The organism is Haloferax chudinovii (assembly GCF_042663345.1).
Taxonomy (GTDB): domain Archaea; phylum Halobacteriota; class Halobacteria; order Halobacteriales; family Haloferacaceae; genus Haloferax; species Haloferax chudinovii.
Window position 1 is genome coordinate 1 of sequence record NZ_JBHTAB010000007.1, and the last position, 19,520, is coordinate 19,520.

Below are 19,520 nucleotides of genomic sequence, written 5' to 3' on the forward strand. Positions count from 1 at the left end.
TTCGGCAGTGTTCGGGGCGACGCGACGAGGGGGCAGTCGCTCTTTGATTCGAATCCCGCGCGTGGCGTTCCGACACGCCTCGCTGTCGCTCGGCGGTCTCCCACAACGAAAAGAGCGCGACGGGATTGAGCAAACGCGAAGCGTTTGCGATGTCCGTCGCGCGAGCGAGGCCTCCGGCCGAGCGAGCGCGACGGGATTCGAACCCGCGACCATCGGATTAGAAGTCCGACGCTCTGTCCGACTGAGCTACGCGCCCTCGATGCCCACAAACCGGTCCTGCAAGAAAAACGAATCGGGTTCTACCCGTCGAACCGGTACAGCGACGTGACCGCCGGGAGCCGGTTGAGCATCCAGATGCCGACCGGGAGACCGACGATGGTGAGCGTGAACAGCACCGCCACGTTCGCCCAGACCCAACTCAGCCACCAGCCGACGAACACGAAGTAGACGGCGCGAACGACGAGTGACCGCTGGCCCCGCGACGAGTCGGGTTCGAGCCGCGATTTCGGTTCCTTCAACGAGAGCACCGTCGGCACGAGGTTGATGAGCGCGACGCCGAGCGGGATGCCGATGACGGTCGCGTTCAGGAACCACGCGACGTTGACGACGGCGGGCGTCGCCCACCAGCCGACGAAGACGAACCAGAGGGCGCGAACGACGAACGAGCGCTGAGACATGGGCGTAGATACGCGGGCCGAGGCGAAAAGCGACGGGGTGGTCAAGCGAGGCGGGGGACATCGGGTCGGCGGCGGGGAAGCGGCGAAACCCGCCACCCGGAGCGACGTGAAGGGAGGCTTTAACAGCGCCAACGCGGTAACACCGGCTATGAGAGTCATCGGGACGGTCGGCCTGCCGGGAAGCGGCAAGGGCGAACTCGCCGAGGTGGCCCGCAACGCGGGCGTGCCCGTCGTGACGATGGGCGACGTCATCCGCGAGGAGTGTCGCAAGCGCGGCCTCGACCCCGCGACGGACCACGGGAAGATAGCGACCGCGCTCCGCGAGGAAGAGGGCGATGACGCCATCGCCGCGCGGTCCCTGCCGATGGTCGAACGGCACCTCGAATCGAACGACGTGGTGCTCGTCGACGGGCTTCGGTCGGGCGTCGAACTCGACCGCTTCCGCGAGGCGTTCGGCGACGACTTCGTCCTCGTGAGCGTCGAAGCACCGTTCGAGACGCGCGCCGAGCGCCTGCTCGACCGCGACCGCGACGACAGCGACACCGACGTGGAGGCGCTCAAAAAGCGCGAGCGCCGCGAACTCGACTTCGGGATGGGCGACGCGATGGACCGCGCCGACGTGGTCATCCAGAACACCGGCACGCTGGCGGACTACCGCGAGACCATCACGAAGCTGTTCGAAGAGGGACCGGAGGCGGTCACGGAGGCCGACGCGTGAGCCTGATTTACAGCGTCGACGTCCGCATCGAGGTGCCCGTCCGCGACACCGAGGTCACGAACCGCGTCGGCGACGCCGTCGAGAACATCTTCCCCGGCGTCGAACTCGACCACGAACCCGGACAGCTCGTCGGCGAGACCCACGAACTGGAGCGCTTTTCCGAGCGCCTCCACGAACAGACCATCCTCGACACCGCCCGCCGCGAGTTCGCGAAGCGCCGCGACGACGACGGCTTCTCGTTCGCGCTGAAAAAGCAGGCCGCGTTCAAGGGCGTCGTCAACTTCTCCGTCGGCAACCCCGACGAACTCGGCGACATCGAGGTGCACGTGACCGTCCGCGACCCCTCCGTCGACGAGGTCATCGACTACATCGCGCCGCCGACCGAAGACGGGCGACCGGTCGACCCGAACGACCGCTAAATCGGCGTCGAAACCGGAGACGGAAGCGGAGTTCCCGTCGGCTCAGGCGACCAACAGCGCCACCGCGACTGCGATGAAGACGATTTTTAGCCCCGTGTTGACGGCGATGACCTTCGACCCGAACTCGGGGCCCCAGATGCCGTACTGGAAGGGAATCGACCGCTTGAACGTCGAGACGGCAAAGGAGATGATGCCGCCGATGAGCATCGTCGCCACGGCCTGTTTCGGCGTGAACGTCTCGCCGACGGCCGGCGCGATGGTCGCCGCGCCGGTCGTCGTGTCGAACGCGAACGCGACGACGACGGGGACGGCCGCGCCCGGTAGGCCGACGAGGTTCGTCAGCGGGCTGGCGAGCGCCGCGAACGATTCGAGGTCGGTCGTCCGCAGGAGGAGCGTGACGACCACGTAGACGACGGCCAGCCGGGGGACGATGCGCCGAAGCTTCGTCCACGTGCTCCGAGCGGCGTCTTCGACCGCCTCGCGGAGCGAGTCGTCGGTATCGTCCGCGTCGGCGGAGTCATCCGCGCTGGCGGCCGCATCGCCCACCCCGCCCGAGCCGTCGGTCTCGGCGACCGCGACGGGGGTCGTGTTACGGTCAGAGAGGAGCACCGCGCCGGCGACGACGCCGGTCGCGGTGATGGCGAGCGCGATGGCCGCTCGCGCGCCGACGTACATGAAGCCGACCTCGCGGCCGAGGATGGGGATGAGCACCGGCCAGTAGAACGTGAAGATGTGCTGGACGAAGCCGAAGAACGTGTTGATGGTGACGGCGACGAGGGTCGCCCGGTCGTCGAGGACGCCCGACTCGCGGAACTCCGCGAGCATCCCGTAGCCCGCCGTCGTCGAGGCGGCGGTGGTGACGATGGCCGTCCCCACCTCGTCTGGGAGGTTCGCGGGGCTCGTCAGATACCGCGAGAGGCCGGCGATGCGCTCGACGAGGCCGAAAGCGACGACGAGGTTCGCGGCGAAGACGCCCACGGCGATGTAGGCGGCGATGCGCGCGACTCGCGGGAGCACCTCGAACAACACCGGGAGGAGGGCCGACGACTGCACGACCGAGGGTCGGTACCGAGCGAACTAATCGGCGTCGGTCGGCGAGAGGCGGTTCGAACGGGGGGTCAGACGAGCACCTGCGCGACCCCGAACAGGACGACGACGCCCAGCACGTCGCAGAGGTTGGTGACGACGGGGATGACCACGTCGTCGGGGTCGAGGCCGAACCGATAGGCGACGTAGGTCGCCGAGAACGTCACGGCGACCGCGAGGACCGCGAGCGAAATCCCGCTCGACAGGGCGACGATGACGACCTTCTGCAGGGCCAGCGACGTGTCGCCGGAGACGAGGAGCGTGGCGACCCACGCGCCCGCGCCGATGACGGGGAACACCGTCACCGCGAGGGCGAGTGTGGCGACGGCGTTGCCCGCGAGTTCGTCGTCGCGGGGCGAAAACGAGAGCGTCCCGAGGTGGAACGACGTGGAGAGCCGCGCCGCGAGGACGCTCCCGAGGTTCCCAGCGGTCCCGATGGTGACGGGGACGAGCACGAGAAGCGACGGGTAGCGGAACAACTGCGCCTCGAAGCTTCCGAGGACGAGACCGCTTCCGAGCTCGACGAGCGTGAGCACGAGCAACACCGGGAGCATCGCCCGCGTGATGGCGCGGACGGTCCACTCGGTCGGCACTCAGAACACCCCCGCGACGGCGAGGACGGTTCTGACGGCGATGAGCAGAAAGAGGACGCCGAACACGTCGCCGGTCGTCGTCACGACCGGGCCGACGATGGTGTCGGGGTTGCGTCCGCGGCGGTAGCCCGCGAAGACGACGCTGACGACGACGACGGTCAGGACGATGCCGGACAGCAGGCCGGCGACGATGGCGACGCCGACGAGAATCGAGAGCGGCGCGACCCGGCTACCGAGGAACGTGAGGAGGAAGAACGCGACGACGGCGGCGAACGTGCTCGTGAGCACGCCGTTTGCGAGCGCGGCCGTCGCGGCCGCCCGGAGGCGTTCGTCGCCGCCGGTGACGCGGGGTTCGATCAGGCCCTGATGGAGCGCGGTGGCGATGCGAGCGCCGAGCGAGCCGTAGACGTTGCCGCGGGTCGCCAAGAGCGCGGGGACGAGCACGAGAAGCCCCGGCACGGCCCGGAGTTCGGCACGCATCCCCCCGAGGACGACGCCGGCGACGAGGCCGCCAACGAGGCTGGCCGCGAGGGCGGGCAAGGCTTCCTTGTAGGCCTCGATTGCCACGTCTCGCACGGTCATTGTGGGGTGCGACGGACCCGAGCGTTAAAAGTCGGGGGTATCGTGGCGAGGCGAGGAAATCGCGCGGGCAAGCACAGAACACGCGGCGAGGAAATCGTGGGGTGGTTCAGAACGGACCCATACCGCCGAGACCGCCCATGCCGCCGCCGCCGTCTTGATTCTGGAGCTTCTTCATCATCCGCTGCATGTCGCCGTCGCCCATGTTCTGGAACTGCTTGATGGTCTGTTCCATCATGCGGTGCTGTTCGAGCAGTTCCTGTATCGTCTCTTCGTCCTGTCCCGACCCCTGCGCGATGCGCTTGACGCGGGACGCGCCGACCTTCCGCGGGTTCTCCAGTTCCGCTTCGGTCATCGAGTCCATGATGACCTCGAACGCGCGCATCCGGTCTTTCGTCACGTCCATCGCGTCGTCCGGAAGCTGGTCTTTGATGCCGCCGCCGAAGCCCGGAATCATGTCGAGCACCTGGTCGAGCGGCCCCATCTTGTCCATCGCCTCCATCTGTTTTTGCATGTCCTTGAGGGTGAAGTTCCCCTTCATCATCTCCTCGGGGTCCCAGTCCTCGTCTTCGGCCTGGGTCTCGGACATGGCGCGTTCGACGCGCTCGGAGAGCTGTTTCAGGTCGCCCATCCCGAGCAGGCGGGAGATGAAGCCGTTCGGCTCGAAGCGCTCGATGTCCTGGACCGTCTCGCCCATGCCGAGGAAGGCGATAGACGAGTCGGTCTCGTTGACGGCGGTCAGCGCGCCGCCGCCCTTCGCCGTCCCGTCGAGTTTGGTGATGACGACGCCGCCGATGCCGATGGATTCGTCGAACTGCTGGGCCTGTTCTTTCGCCCCCTGCCCGATTGCCGCGTCGAGGACGAGCAGGTTCAGGTCGGGCTGGACGACGCCCTCGATCTCCTCGATTTCGGCGATGAGGTCGTCTTCGAGCGCGTGGCGACCGGCCGTGTCGACGATGTGCACGTCGGCGTCGTCGGTCGCTTCGAGGCCGTCGCGGGCGATTTGGACCGGGTCGTCGCAGTCGGGGTCGCCGTAGAAGTCGACCTCGGCGCGCTCGCACATCTGCTTGGCCTGGTCGTACGCGCCGGGGCGGAAGGTGTCGGTCTGGATGACCGCGGGGCGGAGTCCCTTCTTCGAGAACCACCACGCCATCTTGGCGGAGGTGGTCGTCTTCCCCGACCCCTGGAGGCCGGCGAGCATGATGGTCTGCGATTCGAGCGGAATCTCCGTCGACTCGCCGATGAGGTCGACGAGTTCCTCGTAGACGATTTTCAGGACGTGGTCGCGGGCGTTCGTGCCACCCGGCGGCTCTTCTTCCAGCGCGCGGGTCTTGATAGAGTCCGAGAGGTCCATGACGAGGCTGACGTCGACGTCGGCGGAGAGCAAGGAGCGCTGAATCTCCTTGACGATCTCCTGGACGTCGTCCTCGTCGAGGCGGGACTTCCCCCGGAGTTTATCGAGACTGCCGCGGAGGGAACTCCCGAGATTGTCGAGTACCATTGTGCCTTCCTACGCCGTCGCGCCGGTAAAGGCTTTATCCGTCGCGTTCGGGGCCAACACCTATCGCCCCGGGCCCCGACAGCGCACTCGATGACCACGATTCTCGTCCTCGACCGCCCCACGCACGGAATCCCGGCGTCGGAGTACGCCGCGGCCCTCCGCGAGCGCCTGCCCGACGCGACCGTGCGCCACCCGAAGACGACCGCGGAGACGCTCGACGCCGCGCGCGACGCGACCATTATCACCGGCACGTCGCTCCCCGACGACGTGCTCGACGCGGCCGACGAACTCAGACTGTTCGCCGGCGCGGCCGCCGGCTACGACCACCTCCCGCTGGAAGCACTCCGGGAGCGCGGCGTCGTCGTCACCAACGCCTCCGGCGTCCACGGCCCCAACATCGCCGAACACGTCATCGGCTGGCTCCTCATGATCACCCGCCGACTCGACGAGGGACTCCGCCGCCAGCGACGCCGCGAGTGGCGGCGCTTCCAGTCGTACGGCGAGTTGCGGGGGTCGACGGCCACCGTGGTCGGCCTCGGTGCCATCGGGCAGGCGGTCGTCGAGCGACTCGACGCGTTCGGCGTCGAGACTGTCGGCGTCCGCTACACGCCCGAAAAGGGCGGCCCGACCGACGAGGTAGTCGGGTTCGACGACCTCGAATCGGCGCTCGTCCGCACCGATTACCTCGTGGTCGCGTGCCCGCTGACCGACGAGACCCGCGGGCTCATCGACGGCCGGGCGCTGGAGGCGCTTCCCACGCACGCCGTCCTCGTCAACGTCGCGCGCGGCGGGGTCGTCGACACCGACGCGCTCGTGTCGAACCTTCGGGACAACCGCCTCCGCGCCGTCGCGCTCGACGTGACGGACCCCGAGCCGCTTCCCGAGGACCACCCGCTTTGGGGGTTCGAGAACGTCTACATCACCCCGCACGTCTCCGGCCACACCCCGCACTACTGGACGCGCGTCGCCGACATCCTCGCGGAGAACGTCGAGCGACTGGCGTCGGCGTCCGGGGACGGCGTGCCCACGCTCCGCAATCAGGTGGTTCCGAGTCCGAACCCCTGAGCTACTTCCCGCGACGAATCGTAGGCCCGCGCGATGACGACGCTCGCGTTCGGACTCGACGCCGGGACCTATCTCGCGTTCTGCGGGGCGGCGGTCGCGCTCATCCTCGCGCCCGGCCCCGACACGATGTACGTCCTCGCCCGCGGCCTCGACGGTCGCGGGCCGGGGGTCCGGTCGGCGTTTGGCATCGCCACAGGCGTCCTCTTTCATACGTTTCTCGCGACACTCGGCGTCGCGGCGCTCTTTCGAACCGTCCCCGAGGCCGCCGCGGCGGTCAAGTACGTCGGCGCGGCGTACCTCGTGTACCTCGGCGTCGCCGCCCTCCGAAACGACGAGTTCGACCCCGCGGTCGAGACCGAAAGCGGGGCGAGCTTTCGGCGGGGCGTCCTCGTCAACGCGCTCAACCCGAAGGTCGCGCTGTTCTTCCTCGCGTTCCTCCCCGGCTTCGCCGGACAGGGCGCGGGGACCACGGTCCGAATGGCGAGTCTGGGCGCGACCTACGCCGTCCTCACGGCGCTGTACCTGTCGGTCGTCGCGCTCGGCGCGGACCGACTCGGGTCGCGGGTCGCGGAGACGCGGCTCGCGAGCGCGCTGAACTACGTCGGCGCGGGGACGATGCTGCTGCTCGGAGTCGTGCTCGTACTGGAGTGAGGCGGCCGAGAGAAAGGGTCGACGGACCGAGTCCGATTACTCGTCTTCGCCGAGCAGGCGGTTGACCATCTGCTCTGGGTCGAACTTCTCGATGTGGTCGTAGCCCTGTCCCACGCCGAGGAACAAGATGGGCTTGCCCGTCACGTACGCGATGGAGATGGCCGCGCCGCCGTTGGAGTCGGCGTCGGCCTTCGTCAGAATCGCGCCGTCGATGGCGGCCGCGTCGTTGAACTGCCGGGCGCGTTCGACCGCGTCCTGCCCGGCGACCGCCTCGTCGACGAAGAGCGTGAGGTCGGGGCCGACGACGCGGTCTATCTTCTCCAACTGCGCCATCAGGTCGTTGGAGGTGTGGAGCCGACCGGCCGTGTCACCGAGGACGATGTCGATGTCGTGGGCTTCGGCGTACTCGACGCCGTCGTAGATGACCGCCGCCGGGTCGCCGCCCTGCTCGTGGGCGATGAGCTTCTTGCCGAGCGCCTCCGCGTGCTCGCGAATCTGCTCGTTCGCGCCGGCGCGGTAGGTGTCGCCGTTGGCGAGCACCGTCGAGTAGCCCTGCTTTTCGAAGTAGCGGGCGAGTTTGGCGATGGTCGTCGTCTTCCCGACGCCGTTGATGCCGGTGAAGATGAGCGTGACCGGCTTGTCGGCCTCGGCGATGCGCTGGTCGAAGTCGAACTGCCCGACGCTGATGACCTCGTACAGCGCGTCGTGGAGCGCCTCGGAGACGAGCTGACCGGTGCTCTGAACCTGCTTTCGCGTCTCGCCGATGAGCTTCTCGCGGATGGTTTCGAGAATCTCCTCTGCGACCTGCATCTCGACGTCGCTCTGGAGGAGCGCCATCTCCAGCTCCCAGAGGGGGTCTTCGAGGTCTTCCTCCTCGATGACGACCTTCCCCGTGGCGAACGCGGCGGCGCGGCGGAGCCGACCCGGACCGGACGAATCGTCGTCGTCCTCCTCGGTCAGCGCCGCCTTCGCGGCGTCCGACGCGAGCGACTCGTGCGGTTCGACCTCGTCGGCCGTCGACTCGCCGCTCGGCTCGTCGACCGTGTCCGCGTCAGTGTCGCCCGGTTCGCCGGCCGACGTCGCCGCCGCGGCGGCTTCGGCTTCAGTTTCGACCTCCGCGGTCGCCGCGCCCTGTTCGGACGCGGACTCCGTCTCGGTCACCGACTCGGCGTCCGCGGGAGCGTCGGTCGCGTCGACCGCGTCGACCGCGTTGACTTCGGAACCGGCGGCCGCGCCGCTGACGGCGTCGGTGTCAGCGTCGGAGTCGACATCAGCGGGCTCGGACGCCTCGGGTTCGACCGCCGCGTCTGCTGGTGCTGAGTCCGCTTCCGCGTCGGCGTCGGCTTCGGCCTCGTCGGCGGCCGCCTCGGCCTTCTCTTCGGCGGTCTCTTCAACGTCGTTACGGAAGCGGTTGAGTTTCTTCTTCAGTCCGTCGAACATCTGAATAGTAGGAGGTGGGGGTTACCTTACTCGTCGTCGCCGTCGCCGCCCTCGCCCTGCATCTGTTGCATCTGTTGCATCTGCTGTTGCTGCATCTGCTGTTGGGCCTGCATCGCCTGCTCTTCGATCTCGTCGCTCTCCTCTTCGAGCTCCTCGATCTGTCCGCGGACGCTCGCGATTTCCTCGTCGAGCGCGTCCTGCTTGCGTCGCAGGGTCTCGATAGCCGTGCTCTGTTCCTGCTCGGCGGCGTAGTTCGCGCCGAGGGAGACGACGACTTCGTCGATGTCCTGAACGTCGGCGCGGAGATACGCGCCGCCGCCGAGGGGGACCTGCACCGTCGACCCCGATTCGAGCGTCTCGATGGCGTCGACAGCCTCGTCGATCTCGTCTTTCTCGTCGTTCAGGTCGGAGACCTCGCTTTCGAGGGATTCGATCTCCTCGTCGAGGGCCTGCAGTTCCTGGGAGAGCTGTTGGAGTTGCTGCTGACCGCCACCCATCATGCCGCGGACACCTCGTTGAGGTCGACCTTCGTGCGCTTGATTCCGTGTTCGCTCCCGATGAGCGAAAAGGCGCGTTCCTGTGCGACGTTCTCGTTCGGCGCTTCGACAGTCTTCGTGAACTCGTGGACGACGCCACGGCTCGTGAAGCTGCCCGTGATAATGAACTGGCTCATGCACGTCGGTCGGGTGCCGAGCGGGAAAGGTCTTCCTACTCGGAGCGAAACTGAAGCGAAAAACGGGGGGACGGGAAGCCCTCAGTCGATGTAATCGAGGGCGTCTTCGATGCGACCCAGTTCCGGGCCGGTCGTGTCCTCGCCGACGATGTACCCGTCCTCGTTGGCGACGAGGCCGGAGCCGACGAGCGGGCCGCCGTAGTTGATGGTGCCGATGTCGGCGCGAACGTCGAGGAGCGCTTCGAGCGCTTCGAGCTCGGGTTCGCGCGACTTCGGGTGACAGAGGACGCCGCGGTTGTTGGCGACGGCCGCCATCCCGACGGTCCGAACGTCGGCGAGGTCGCCGCGTTCGACGGGGACGTCGAGGGCCTCCTCGACGGCCGCGACGGCCTCGTCGGAGAGCTCCGCGTGGACGTACGCGCCGTAGTCGTTCGCGAGAACGACGTTGCCGGCGGCGTTGATGCGACCGGGAAGCTCGTAGACCGGGAGGTCCGCGGCGTCGGTGAGGGCCTCCTTCTCGCGGGACGTCGCGCGGCTCGACACGAGCAGTCCGTTCTCGTTACCCGTCGCTAACGCGCCGACCGTTCCCGACCCGCCGACGGTCGTCTTGACCAGCGGCACGTCGAGTTCCTCGGCCATCTGCTCGGCGAGCGAGTCGTCGGCGTCCGGACGGACCAACAGCGCGTCGTCGGTCGCGCGAGCGAAGACGCCGATGTAGGACGAACCGGCGAAGGAGGCGCGAAGCACCGTTTACTCGGCCGGTTCCGCTTCGACGACCGACTCGCCGTCCTCGTCGAAACGCGCGGCACGGACGCGGAACTTGCTCGGCGGGCTCTGCCGACCGTGCGCCCAGATGTCCTCGTTGATCTGCGTGTCGAGACGCACGTTCTCGGCGTCGACCTTGAAGTGCTTGGCGAGGTGCTCGCGGATGAGCGTCATCGAGCGACCCGCGCGTTCGTGTGCCGGAACCGCCTGCACGTCTCGGAGCGGGACGGTGACGACGCGCTCCTCGAAGTCGTTTGCGCTCATTGCTTACTCGTCCGTGTTGCTCCGCCGCCAGTTGCGACGCTTGGGGTTTCGCGTGACTTCCATGTCCGTCTTGAGCATGACCCACGCGGGGACGCGACTGTTCTGGCGTTCGAGCTTCGCCAGACGCTTCTTCTTAGACTTCGACTTCTTACCCATAGTGGGCTGTACTTTCCATCCTCCGCATAAAATCTTGTTCCTTCGCGTTTCGGGCGTGTGAGGGGCGTCCGCACGCCCGAATCGGCTGAAACGCGGTGTTCTCCCGGGCCGGCGGCACGGACGGGCGGCCGAATCGACTCATTCAGTACCGTCGGCGCGAAAGCCGACGCAAATGAGTCGGGCCAAGACCGCCGTCGCCTTCCTCGCGCTCTCCGCCGTCTGGGGGAGCGCCTTCCTCGCCACCGACATCGCCCTCCGGACCGTCCCGCCGGCGTTCCTCGGGGCGGTCCGCTTCGACGTGGCGGCGCTCCTGTTGTTCGCCGTCGCCGTCGCCCGCGGCGACCGGGTCATCCCCGCCGCCCGCGGCGAGTGGCGGCCGATTCTCGCCGGCGGCGCGTTCAGTATCGGCGCGCACCACGCGCTCCTGTTCTCCGGACAGGTGTACGTCCCCGGCTCCGTGGCGTCGGTCCTCCTCGGCATCATCCCGCTTGCGACCCCGACGCTCACCCGGCTGACGGCCACCCGCGAGCGACTCTCGGCACACCGAGTCGTCGGACTCGTCCTCGGCTTTCTCGGCCTCGTCGTCATCGCCAACCCGGACCCGGGGAACCTGCTGTCGTCGAACCTCGTCGGCGCGGTTCTCGTGTTCGGCTCGGCCGTCGCCTTCGCCCTCGGCGCGGTGCTCACCCACGACAGCGAGACGGGGATGTCGCTCGTCTCCGTGCAGGCGTGGATGATGCTCGTCGGCGCGGTCACGCTCCACGTCACGAGCGCCGCCCTGCCGTGGGAGTCCGCCGCCGACGCGGCGTGGACCCAGACGACGCTCGTCGCCGCCGGCTACCTCGCAATCGTCGCCGGCGCGGGCGGCTTCCTGCTGTACTTCTGGCTCCTCGACCGGGTCGGCCCAATCGAAGTGAGCCTCCTTGAGTACGTCATCCCGGGGTTCGCCGCGCTCGCCGACTGGACCGTCCTCGGGCGCGTGCCGACGCGCGCCACCGTCGCCGGCTTCGCGCTCATCTTCGCGGGCTTCCTGCTGTTCAAGCGCGATGCGGTTCGGGCCGAACTCCGGCGGGTCGTCGACCGGCGGCGCGGGCGGCGGCCGACCGACGACTGACGCGCCTCACAACGAGAACCGCGCCACCGTCTCGTACTCGGGGCCGTCGGGACCGAGGTCGCTCTTCTTCAGGCGCACCTCGCGCACGCGAAACGACCCGACCGTCGGGGACTCGCCCTCGACGACGCGCCGGACGAGGTCCTTCCCGCGGGCGTCGTCCATGCGGGCGAGCGTGACGTGCGGCGTGAACCCGTGGTCCTCGGGGTCGAAGCCGACGGCCGTCGTCTCGCGCTCGATAGCGTCGTGTAATCGCGTCAACTCGTCCGCGCCGTCGTCGACGCCGAGCCAGACGACGCGGATGTAGTCCAGCGAGGGGAAGACGCCCAGTCCGACGACTGAGGCGTCGAAGGGGCCGACTCCGGCGGCGTCGACGGCCGATTCGACCGCGTCTTCCAACTCGTCGACGCGGTCCGGCGACACCTCGCCGAGGAACTTCAGGGTGACGTGCGCCCCCTCGGAGTCGGTGAATCGAAGCCCGTCCGCGTCCGAAAGCCGGTCCTGCACCGCGGCGACGCCCGCCGCGAGCGAGTCGGGGAGGTCGACGGCGAGAAAGCAACGCATGACATATAATTGACCCGATTCGGACGTTAACGTTCCGCCGGGTCGCCGTCGGCGTCGCCCTCGCGGGCGGCCTCCTCGGGCGTCCACGTCCGGGCGATGCTGAACGCCTCGCCGTCCACGAACGTCACCTCGTACACGTCGGGCGTCGTCAGCCCCGTCCAGAACTCGCGGCCGTAGCGCGGGTCGTAGGCGTTGAACACGAGCGCCATGAGCGTCCCGTGGGTGCCGACGACGACGTGGCGGTCGGGGTACGCCTCGACCAGTCGGTCCACGGCGGCGACGCCCCGGGCCTGCGCCTCGGCGTGGGACTCGCCGCCGGGGTGCGACGCGTTCGGGTTCGCCCAGAGGTGTTCGACGGCCTCGTCGAAATCCTCGACGTGCGATTCCGCGAGTTCGCGTTCTCTGAGGTCGTCGTCGACGATGAGCGGGGCGTCCGCCGCGTCGGCGACGCCCTCGACGGTCGCACGGGCGCGCTCGGCGGGGCCGGTGGCGACCACGTCCGCGAGGTCGGCGAGGTGCGCGGTGACGCGGGCGGCGTCGCGGCGGCCGCGACGCGAGAGGCCGCGGGCGCGCTCGGCGTTGGGAACGGACGGGACGTGGGCGTGCCGGACGAACGATACGACCGTCGTCGGGGGCGCGGACATTCGGAGACGCTCGCCCGCGGGAGGCTAAAAAGCGGTCGGTGTCGTCCCGCTGACGTAGCGTTTAACCGCCGTGACGCCCAAGCGCGGCTATATGACCGACGACGGCAAGCGACCCCACCGCTTCTCAGAGGGGCAGGGGTTCGACGAGGACTACTCCGACTTCTCGCTCGACCCGCCCGAACTCTCGGTGGACCCGACGAAGGTCGACCCGGTCGACTCGCGCGTCCTGACCGACATCCTCGACCAGCGGAACATCGACCCCGAGGACGTCGACATCGAGAAACTGCTCGACGTGGCGCTCTCGTACATGCAGATAAACCGCTTCGAGGAGGCGACCGAGGCGTTCGAGCGCGTCGCTCGGTTCGCCGGCGACGACGACGATATCGCCCAGGAGGCGTGGGTGAACAAGGGAGCGGCCCACGGCCAACTCGAAGAGTGGGACGAGGCCATCGGCTCCTACCGAGAGGCGCTCAAGCTCGACGACGACAGCGAGCACGCCGCGACGGCCCACACCAACCTCGCGTACGCGCTCTGGGAGGCCGGCCAGACGGCCGACGCGCTCGACCACGCGGAGCGCGCGGTCGAACTCGACCCACGGTTCCCCCAGGCGTGGTACAACCGCGGCTTCTTCCTCCACGAGCGCGGCCTCAACGAGGACGCAGTCAACGCCTTCGACAACGCCATCCGCCTCGGGATGCGCACCCCGGGCGTCCACGAGGAGAAGGCGCGCGCGCTCGAAGAACTGGGCCGCGACGAGGAAGCAGAGCAGGCCCAACAGCAGGCCGACGACCTCCGCGAGCAGGCCGAAGCCGAGCTCGTCGAGGAGTACTAGATGCTCCTCCGCGAGCGGGAGACCCCCGAGGGGCTCCTCGTCTCGGTCTGCGACCCCGACTGCATCGGCGAGACCTACACCGACGACGGCGTCTCGCTGGACGTGACGGAAGACTTCTACGGCGGCGACGAGGCCGAGACCGCCGACGAAGACGCCGTCGTGGATAGCCTCACCCGCGCGACCGTCGCCAACATCGTCGGCGAGGAGTCCGTCTCGGTCGCCATCGACGCCGGCCTCGTGGACGAGGAGACCGTCCTCGAAGTCGGCGGCACGCTCCACGCGCAACTGCTCTGGCTCCGCTGAGCCGCCGTCGAAACTCGGATTCTCCGCGCTTCCGCGCCGTTACGCCGGTCGCTCGACGCCCGTTATCTCGAAGCGAGCGCCGCCGCGAGCGGACTCGGTGACGGCGACGTCCCAGTCCTGAGTGTGGACGGCCTGCGCGACGATTGACAGACCGAGGCCGGTCCCCTCCTCGCCCGTGGTGTAGCCGGTCTCGAACACCTCGTCGCACGCCTCGGCGGTGATACCGACGCCGTCGTCCTCGACGTAGAAACCCTGTTCGCCGTCGAGGACGCCGACCCTCACGGTCAGGTCGTCGCGCGCGCCGTGCTCCACCGAATTCCGAAACAGGTTCTCGAAGACGTGCCCAAGCAGACTCGGGTCCGCGCGGAACTCGAATGAATCGGCGACGACGAGGTCGGCTGAGCCGGTATCGACGTGCTCCCACGCGGTCGCCGCGCGCGTTTCGAGGTCAACCGTCGACAGCTCCTCGACCGCGTCGTGGCGGGCCAACACCAGCGCGTCGGTGATGATATGTTCCATCCGGTCGAGCGCGCCGGCGACCTGTTCGAGCCCGTCGGCGTCGACCGCCTCCTCGAGGAGCGATTCGACGTAGCCCACGGCGACCGAAAGCGGGTTTCGGAGGTCGTGCGAGAGCATCCGCGCGAGGTTCCGGAGGCGCTCGGCCCGCTCTTCGGCATCCAGCTCCGCGCGCTTCCGGTCGGTGATGTCGAGGTGTGCGATTTGGACGTACGTCTCGCCGTCGTCGGTGAAGCGAGTGGCGCGCATGGTGAACCAGAGTTGCTCGTCGGGCGTTTCGCAGGGGTATTCGAACGAGAACTCCCCCCTGTCGCCGTCGATGACGGCGCGGATACCCTCGCTGGCCGTCGTCGCGCCGTCGGTGGCGCTGAGGTCGCAGACGCCGAGGTAGTTCGTGCCGACGGAATTGCTGTCACCCTGATAACCGTTTTCGTTGCCGAACTCCCGCCACGCGCGGTTGGTGTAGACGATGACGCCGTCCTCGTCCAGAATCGCGAGTTGCGTCGGGAGCGCGTCGAGGCTCGAAAACGCGAGCGAGGACGAGGTGGCGTTCGACATTACCAGAGAGACGGACGTGGGCTACTTGATTCGTTTGGGCGGGTGACCGACACGTCGCCGCCGCATCGCCGTCGCCGCCGCATCGTCGCCCCCGCGTCGCGGTCCCTGTCACCGTCGCGTCACCGTCACCGGCCACAGTTGCCGGCTGGCGAAACCGAACCCGGTTTCGAAGCCGTGGGCGGACCGAAGACGTGTTGTGCCTACGGGGGTAACTCACACCCAATGAGAGTACAGGAGTCGTACCCTGTCGACGTCGACGCCATCCGCGCGGAGTTCCCCATCCTCCAGCGGAAGGTCGGCGGCGACATCTCGACGCCGGGTGAACACGACGACGACGACACGCCGCTCGTCTACCTCGACAACGCCGCGACCAGCCACACGCCGGAGCGGGTCGTCGACGCCATCGTCGACTACTACCACGGCTACAACTCGAACGTCCACCGCGGCATCCACCACCTGAGTCAGGAAGCCTCCGTCGCCTACGAGAACGCCCACGACCGCGTCGCGGAGTTCATCGGCGCGTCCGGCGGCCGCGAGGAGGTCGTCTTCACCAAGAACACCACCGAGTCGATGAACCTCGTCGCCTACGCGTGGGGCCTCGACGAACTCGGGCCGGGCGACTCGGTCGTCATGACCGAGATGGAACACCACGCCTCGCTGGTAACGTGGCAACAGATTGCCAAGAAGACCGGCGCTGAGGTGCGCTACATCCGCGTCGACGACGACGGCCGCCTCGACATGGAGCACGCGAAGGAACTCATCGACGACTCCACGAAGATGGTCTCGGTCGTCCACATCTCGAACGCCCTCGGAACCGTCAACCCGGTCTCCGAACTCGCCGATATGGCCCACGAGGTCGGGGCCTACGCCTTCGTCGACGGCGCGCAGTCGGTCCCGACGCGTCCGGTCGACGTGGAGGCCATCGACGCCGACTTCTTCGCCTTCTCGGGCCACAAGATGTGCGGCCCGACGGGTATCGGCGCGCTCTACGGCAAACGCGACATCCTCGACGAGATGCAACCGTATCTCTACGGCGGCGAGATGATTCGGAGCGTCACCTACGAAGACTCCACGTGGGAGGACCTGCCGTGGAAGTTCGAGGCCGGCACGCCGCCCATCGCGCAGGGCGTCGGCTTCGCCGCGGCCGTGGACTACCTCGACGACATCGGCATGGAGAACGTCCAAGCCCACGAGGAACTGCTCGCGGAGTACGCCTACGACCGCCTCAGCGAGTTCGACGACATCGACATCTACGGCCCGCCGGGCGACGACCGCGGCGGCCTCGTCTCGTTCAACCTCGACAGCGTCCACGCCCACGACCTCTCCAGTATCCTCAACGAACAGGGCGTCGCCATCCGCGCCGGCGACCACTGTACCCAACCGCTCCACGACAAACTCGGGGTCGCGGCCTCGACGCGGGCGTCGTTCTACATCTACAACACGAGAGCGGAAATCGACGCGCTGGTCGACGGCATCGATACCGCCCGCGAACTGTTCGCCTGAATCAGAGAGTCGTTCCGCGAACTGTTCCCCTGAGTACGGCCGCGTTCCCGTTTTAGCGGCCGGCCCCCAATGCCTTTGTTCCGCTGACACGTCGTCGGAGCGTATGCTCCAATCGCTGACCGGCTTCCTCGTCGAGACGTTCCGGGAGACCGTCGCGGGGTTCGGGAGCGCGGTGCAGGACGCCGCGCCGAAGGTGCTCACCGCGGTCGTCTTCCTCGCGCTCGCCTACGTCGGCATCAGGGCGATACTGTTCGTCGTCCGCGGCGTGCTCGACGGACTGTACCCCGAAGAACAGGACCTCGTGGTCGAACTCGGCGTCGCCGTCGCGGGCGTGTTCCTCTGGTTCGGCGCGGCGCTCGCGCTGTTGAACATCGTCGGCATGACCGAGATCGCGGCGAGCCTCGGCACCGCGACCGGCTTCATCGCGCTGGGCGTCTCCTACGCGCTGTCGAACATGATCGCCGACACGGTGGCGGGCGTCTACCTGCTCCGGGACCCCGACTTCAACCCCGGCGACCGGGTGAAAGCCGACCCGGTGACGGGGACGGTCAGTTCCATCGAACTCCGAAAGACGCGGTTCGAGAACGAGGAGGGCGACACCGTCGTCGTGGCGAACCGCGACGTCGAAAAGAAGTGGACGAAGTACGACGCGCCGGCGGCGGACGACGCGTCGGCGTCGGGCGCGACGTAAGCGACGAATTCGGCCGAATCGCCGGCCCCGGAATCCTTTTACGGCGCTCGGGCGTAGCCCCGACGAACACCAATGGGCATTGGCTCAGACATGTATCGTCAGCAGATAATGGACCACTACAAGAACCCCCGGAACCACGGTCGGCTGGAGTCGCCGACGTTCACCCACACCGGGGAGAACCCCTCCTGCGGCGATACGATTACGATGGACGTGCAGCTCGCCGACGACGGCGAGACCATAGAGCGCGTCGCGTTCGCCGGCGATGGCTGTGCCATCAGTCAGGCGTCCGCGAGCATGCTCACTCAGCGACTGCCGGGCACGACGCTCTCGGAACTGGACGCGATGGACACCGACGACATCACCGAGATGCTCGGCGTCGACATCTCGCCGATGCGTATCAAGTGCGCCGTTCTCGCGCGACAGGTCGCACAGGACGGCGCGAAGATTCACGACGGCGAGATAGAAATCGAGCAGACGAAGACCGAAGACGGCGACGACTGAGCTGACTTCGGCCGGCGGTGACCCGGCGAACCGAGCGCGATTCGAGCTATTCTGCTTCCGTCTCCGCGCCGAGCGCCGCCGCCAGCGCGACGAGGTAGCCGAGTCCCGCCTTGACCTCGGGGTCGCGGGTGGCCCGCAGGAGGCCGACCGCGCCCACGGGCGTCGCCTCGGCCTCCTCCGCGTCGCCGACGGCGCGGAGCAGGCGCTTCATCCCGGCGACGGTGTCGGGGTCGGAAGCGTCGTCTGCGACTTCCGCGAGGGAGGTTCCGGTCCGCGCGAGCGACCGGACCATCTCGTCGTCCAGCGCGCCGACGCCGAGTTCGAGCACGTCGATGAGGTCGTTGACGAGACCCATTCGCTCGACGAGGAGCGCGACCTCTTCCGGGTTGTTCTCGATGGCCCGCACGAGTTCGTCGGGCACCTGCTGTTCGGTCGTCGTGGTTGGTTCGTGGTCCTGCATTGGTCTCACCTCAGAGCATCCCCCTGGCGGTCAGCCAGTACGATTCGTTGTACGCGTGTTTCGCCCAGTGGATGGGCTTCGACGGCTGGCGCATCGTCGCGGGCGTCTCGTAGTCGAACGAGACGAACGACGCCTCGTCGAGGCCGGTCTCGACGAAGCAGACGGTCTTGCCGTCGTACCGCTTCGTCGGCGTGCGACCCCGGACTTCCGCCGCGATGCGCTCTGCGACCGTGAACGCCTGGAAGTGCGCCGCGCTCCCGGCTTTCGGAATGGGCAGTGCCGCCGTGTCGCCGATAGCGTACACGTCCTCGGCGGCGGTCGCGCGGAGCGTCCGCTGGTCGACGTCGACCCAGCCGGCGTCGCCGAGGCCGGAGTCGATAATTAACTCGTCGCCGCGGTGCGGCGGGATGCCGACCAGCAGGTCGTAGTCCACTTCCGCGCCGCTTTTCGCCGAGACGACCCGTTCGTCCGGGTCGATTGCGTCGACGACGAAGTCGGTCTCGACGCGGACGCCGCGCTCGGCCAGAATCGGGTCGGCCCACTCGGCGACCTCGGGTTTCCCGTGGCTCCGCTCCATCGGGTAGGTGTAGACGAGGTCGGTGTCCTCGCGCAGACCGCGGCTCCGGAGCCAGTCGTCCACGATGAACGTGAATTCGAGCGGCGCGGCCGGGCACATGTGGGGCGTTCCGACGACGCTCAACACGAGGCGACCGCCATCGAACTCCGCGAGCGCGTCGCGGAGTCGTTCGGCTCCCTCGGCGCTGTAGAAGTGGTGTGCGCCCTCCCGGAAGCCGGGGACGGCGTCGGGGGCGAGCTTCGCGCCGGTCGCGAGGACGAGCGTGTCGTAGTCGAGCACCTCGTCGCCGTCCTGACAGTAGAGGCGCTTTTCGTCGGTGTCGACGCGGCGGACGCGGTTGGTGACGAGGTCCACCCGCTCGTCGACGAGATCCCGCAGGTCGCGGACGCCGTCGTCCGGCTCCGCGACTCCGAACGGAACGTACAAGAACACCGGCTTGTAGACGTGTTTCGTGTCGTCGGAGACCAGCGACACCTTCACGTCGCCGTCGTCGATTTCCGATTCGAGTTCCTCGGCGAGACGGTTCGAAACGACCGTCCCACCCGTGCCACCGCCAACGACTACGATTCGGTGCGTCATGGAGTTCACCCACCTAAACGGTGGACCGCCGAGGTGATAGTATTGCGAGCTGTTTCCAACATTGTGGGAACCGAGGGACGGCTCGGCCGCTCGG

At 68.0% G+C, this 19,520-nt stretch carries 26 protein-coding genes and 1 tRNA gene; 10 read left to right on the forward strand and 17 right to left on the reverse strand.

The window, feature by feature from the left end:
- Nucleotides 1-182: 182 nt before the first annotated feature.
- Both ACFQI8_RS12760 and ACFQI8_RS12765 read right to left on the reverse strand, forming a co-directional pair.
- Nucleotides 183-256, reverse strand: a tRNA-Arg gene (locus ACFQI8_RS12760).
- A gap of 43 nt (nt 257-299) precedes the next feature.
- The gene (locus ACFQI8_RS12765; RefSeq protein WP_390245338.1) at nt 300-677 is read right to left on the reverse strand and encodes a YccF domain-containing protein; all 378 of its coding nucleotides are present in this window, start codon (nt 675-677) and stop codon (nt 300-302) included.
- Between the two features lie 148 nt (nt 678-825).
- Here ACFQI8_RS12765 and ACFQI8_RS12770 point away from each other — a divergent pair, with 148 nt between their 5' ends.
- Together ACFQI8_RS12770 and ACFQI8_RS12775 are read left to right on the forward strand one after the other, a co-directional pair.
- A complete protein-coding gene (locus ACFQI8_RS12770) occupies nt 826-1,395 on the forward strand; it encodes an AAA family ATPase (protein ID WP_390245340.1) in 570 nt (189 codons plus the stop codon).
- A 2-nt stretch (nt 1,396-1,397) separates the two neighbouring features.
- Nucleotides 1,398-1,814 (forward strand): RNA-binding domain-containing protein, encoded by a 417-nt coding sequence (locus tag ACFQI8_RS12775; RefSeq protein WP_390245714.1) that lies wholly within the window; start codon nt 1,398-1,400, stop codon nt 1,812-1,814.
- A 42-nt stretch (nt 1,815-1,856) separates the two neighbouring features.
- On the opposite strand, the gene ACFQI8_RS12780 is transcribed toward ACFQI8_RS12775, so the two are convergent.
- The 4 genes from ACFQI8_RS12780 to ACFQI8_RS12795 form a co-directional block, all read right to left on the reverse strand.
- Nucleotides 1,857-2,867 carry a nucleoside recognition protein gene (locus ACFQI8_RS12780; RefSeq protein WP_390245342.1) on the reverse strand — a complete coding sequence of 337 codons (1,011 nt, stop codon included), beginning with the start codon at nt 2,865-2,867 and terminating at the stop codon, nt 1,857-1,859.
- Nucleotides 2,868-2,932: 65 nt separating this feature from the next.
- Entirely contained in the window at nt 2,933-3,493 is a 561-nt protein-coding gene (locus tag ACFQI8_RS12785) for a magnesium transporter (RefSeq protein ID WP_390245344.1), read from the reverse strand.
- Nucleotides 3,494-4,075: a magnesium transporter gene (locus ACFQI8_RS12790; RefSeq protein ID WP_390245346.1), complete on the reverse strand. Its 582-nt coding sequence runs from the start codon at nt 4,073-4,075 to the stop codon at nt 3,494-3,496.
- 106 nt (nt 4,076-4,181) lie between these two features.
- Nucleotides 4,182-5,573 (reverse strand): signal recognition particle protein Srp54, encoded by a 1,392-nt coding sequence (locus tag ACFQI8_RS12795; protein WP_390245348.1) that lies wholly within the window; start codon nt 5,571-5,573, stop codon nt 4,182-4,184.
- 90 nt (nt 5,574-5,663) lie between these two features.
- On the opposite strand from ACFQI8_RS12795, the gene ACFQI8_RS12800 reads away from it, so the two are divergent.
- Together ACFQI8_RS12800 and ACFQI8_RS12805 are read left to right on the forward strand one after the other, a co-directional pair.
- On the forward strand, nt 5,664-6,638 hold the full coding sequence (locus tag ACFQI8_RS12800) for a D-2-hydroxyacid dehydrogenase (protein WP_390245350.1): 975 nt from the start codon (nt 5,664-5,666) through the stop codon (nt 6,636-6,638).
- Between the two features lie 33 nt (nt 6,639-6,671).
- Nucleotides 6,672-7,289, forward strand: coding sequence for a LysE family translocator (locus tag ACFQI8_RS12805; RefSeq protein ID WP_390245351.1), 618 nt, complete (start codon nt 6,672-6,674; stop codon nt 7,287-7,289).
- A gap of 36 nt (nt 7,290-7,325) precedes the next feature.
- On the opposite strand, the gene ftsY is transcribed toward ACFQI8_RS12805, so the two are convergent.
- The 6 genes from ftsY to ACFQI8_RS12835 form a co-directional block, all read right to left on the reverse strand.
- The gene (gene ftsY / locus ACFQI8_RS12810; protein WP_390245353.1) at nt 7,326-8,729 is read right to left on the reverse strand and encodes a signal recognition particle-docking protein FtsY; all 1,404 of its coding nucleotides are present in this window, start codon (nt 8,727-8,729) and stop codon (nt 7,326-7,328) included.
- A gap of 26 nt (nt 8,730-8,755) precedes the next feature.
- Nucleotides 8,756-9,226 carry a prefoldin subunit alpha gene (gene pfdA, locus ACFQI8_RS12815; RefSeq protein WP_390245355.1) on the reverse strand — a complete coding sequence of 157 codons (471 nt, stop codon included), beginning with the start codon at nt 9,224-9,226 and terminating at the stop codon, nt 8,756-8,758.
- Nucleotides 9,226-9,402: a 50S ribosomal protein L18Ae gene (gene rpl18a / locus ACFQI8_RS12820; protein ID WP_390245357.1), complete on the reverse strand. Its 177-nt coding sequence runs from the start codon at nt 9,400-9,402 to the stop codon at nt 9,226-9,228. The genes pfdA and rpl18a overlap by 1 nt, the downstream gene beginning before the upstream one ends.
- 81 nt (nt 9,403-9,483) lie before the next feature.
- On the reverse strand, nt 9,484-10,149 hold the full coding sequence (locus tag ACFQI8_RS12825; RefSeq protein WP_390245359.1) for a translation initiation factor IF-6: 666 nt from the start codon (nt 10,147-10,149) through the stop codon (nt 9,484-9,486).
- Nucleotides 10,150-10,152: 3 nt separating this feature from the next.
- Nucleotides 10,153-10,431, reverse strand: coding sequence for a 50S ribosomal protein L31e (locus ACFQI8_RS12830; RefSeq protein ID WP_004045216.1), 279 nt, complete (start codon nt 10,429-10,431; stop codon nt 10,153-10,155).
- A 3-nt stretch (nt 10,432-10,434) separates the two neighbouring features.
- Nucleotides 10,435-10,587, reverse strand: a complete 153-nt coding sequence (locus ACFQI8_RS12835) for a 50S ribosomal protein L39e (protein ID WP_004045214.1) — start codon at nt 10,585-10,587, stop codon at nt 10,435-10,437.
- Nucleotides 10,588-10,759: 172 nt separating this feature from the next.
- On the opposite strand from ACFQI8_RS12835, the gene ACFQI8_RS12840 reads away from it, so the two are divergent.
- Complete coding sequence (locus ACFQI8_RS12840; protein WP_390245362.1) at nt 10,760-11,701, forward strand: DMT family transporter; 942 nt, start codon at nt 10,760-10,762, stop codon at nt 11,699-11,701.
- 6 nt (nt 11,702-11,707) lie between these two features.
- Here the strand turns inward: ACFQI8_RS12840 and thpR are convergent, their stop codons facing one another.
- Nucleotides 11,708-12,262: an RNA 2',3'-cyclic phosphodiesterase gene (gene thpR / locus ACFQI8_RS12845; protein ID WP_390245364.1), complete on the reverse strand. Its 555-nt coding sequence runs from the start codon at nt 12,260-12,262 to the stop codon at nt 11,708-11,710.
- A 26-nt stretch (nt 12,263-12,288) separates the two neighbouring features.
- Nucleotides 12,289-12,906, reverse strand: coding sequence for a histidine phosphatase family protein (locus ACFQI8_RS12850; protein ID WP_390245366.1), 618 nt, complete (start codon nt 12,904-12,906; stop codon nt 12,289-12,291).
- 91 nt (nt 12,907-12,997) lie between these two features.
- Here ACFQI8_RS12850 and ACFQI8_RS12855 point away from each other — a divergent pair, with 91 nt between their 5' ends.
- Together ACFQI8_RS12855 and ACFQI8_RS12860 are read left to right on the forward strand one after the other, a co-directional pair.
- Nucleotides 12,998-13,738: a tetratricopeptide repeat protein gene (locus ACFQI8_RS12855; RefSeq protein WP_004968869.1), complete on the forward strand. Its 741-nt coding sequence runs from the start codon at nt 12,998-13,000 to the stop codon at nt 13,736-13,738.
- Nucleotides 13,739-14,041, forward strand: coding sequence for a DUF424 domain-containing protein (locus tag ACFQI8_RS12860; RefSeq protein ID WP_004968868.1), 303 nt, complete (start codon nt 13,739-13,741; stop codon nt 14,039-14,041).
- A gap of 39 nt (nt 14,042-14,080) precedes the next feature.
- Here ACFQI8_RS12860 and ACFQI8_RS12865 read toward each other — a convergent pair whose 3' ends face one another.
- Nucleotides 14,081-15,115 (reverse strand): PAS domain-containing sensor histidine kinase, encoded by a 1,035-nt coding sequence (locus ACFQI8_RS12865; RefSeq protein WP_390245368.1) that lies wholly within the window; start codon nt 15,113-15,115, stop codon nt 14,081-14,083.
- A gap of 222 nt (nt 15,116-15,337) precedes the next feature.
- On the opposite strand from ACFQI8_RS12865, the gene sufS reads away from it, so the two are divergent.
- The 3 genes from sufS (at nt 15,338) to sufU (ending at nt 17,810) form a co-directional block, all read left to right on the forward strand.
- Nucleotides 15,338-16,618, forward strand: coding sequence for a bifunctional cysteine desulfurase/selenocysteine lyase SufS (gene sufS, locus ACFQI8_RS12870; RefSeq protein ID WP_390245370.1), 1,281 nt, complete (start codon nt 15,338-15,340; stop codon nt 16,616-16,618).
- 103 nt (nt 16,619-16,721) lie between these two features.
- Nucleotides 16,722-17,309, forward strand: coding sequence for a mechanosensitive ion channel domain-containing protein (locus ACFQI8_RS12875; protein WP_390245372.1), 588 nt, complete (start codon nt 16,722-16,724; stop codon nt 17,307-17,309).
- Between the two features lie 72 nt (nt 17,310-17,381).
- Nucleotides 17,382-17,810 carry a Fe-S cluster assembly sulfur transfer protein SufU gene (gene sufU / locus ACFQI8_RS12880; RefSeq protein WP_390245374.1) on the forward strand — a complete coding sequence of 143 codons (429 nt, stop codon included), beginning with the start codon at nt 17,382-17,384 and terminating at the stop codon, nt 17,808-17,810.
- 46 nt (nt 17,811-17,856) lie between these two features.
- On the opposite strand, the gene ACFQI8_RS12885 is transcribed toward sufU, so the two are convergent.
- Together ACFQI8_RS12885 and ACFQI8_RS12890 are read right to left on the reverse strand one after the other, a co-directional pair.
- Nucleotides 17,857-18,270: a helical membrane plugin domain-containing protein gene (locus ACFQI8_RS12885; protein WP_390245376.1), complete on the reverse strand. Its 414-nt coding sequence runs from the start codon at nt 18,268-18,270 to the stop codon at nt 17,857-17,859.
- Nucleotides 18,271-18,280: 10 nt separating this feature from the next.
- Nucleotides 18,281-19,426 carry an NAD(P)/FAD-dependent oxidoreductase gene (locus ACFQI8_RS12890; protein ID WP_390245378.1) on the reverse strand — a complete coding sequence of 382 codons (1,146 nt, stop codon included), beginning with the start codon at nt 19,424-19,426 and terminating at the stop codon, nt 18,281-18,283.
- Between the last annotated feature and the right edge of the window lie 94 nt (nt 19,427-19,520).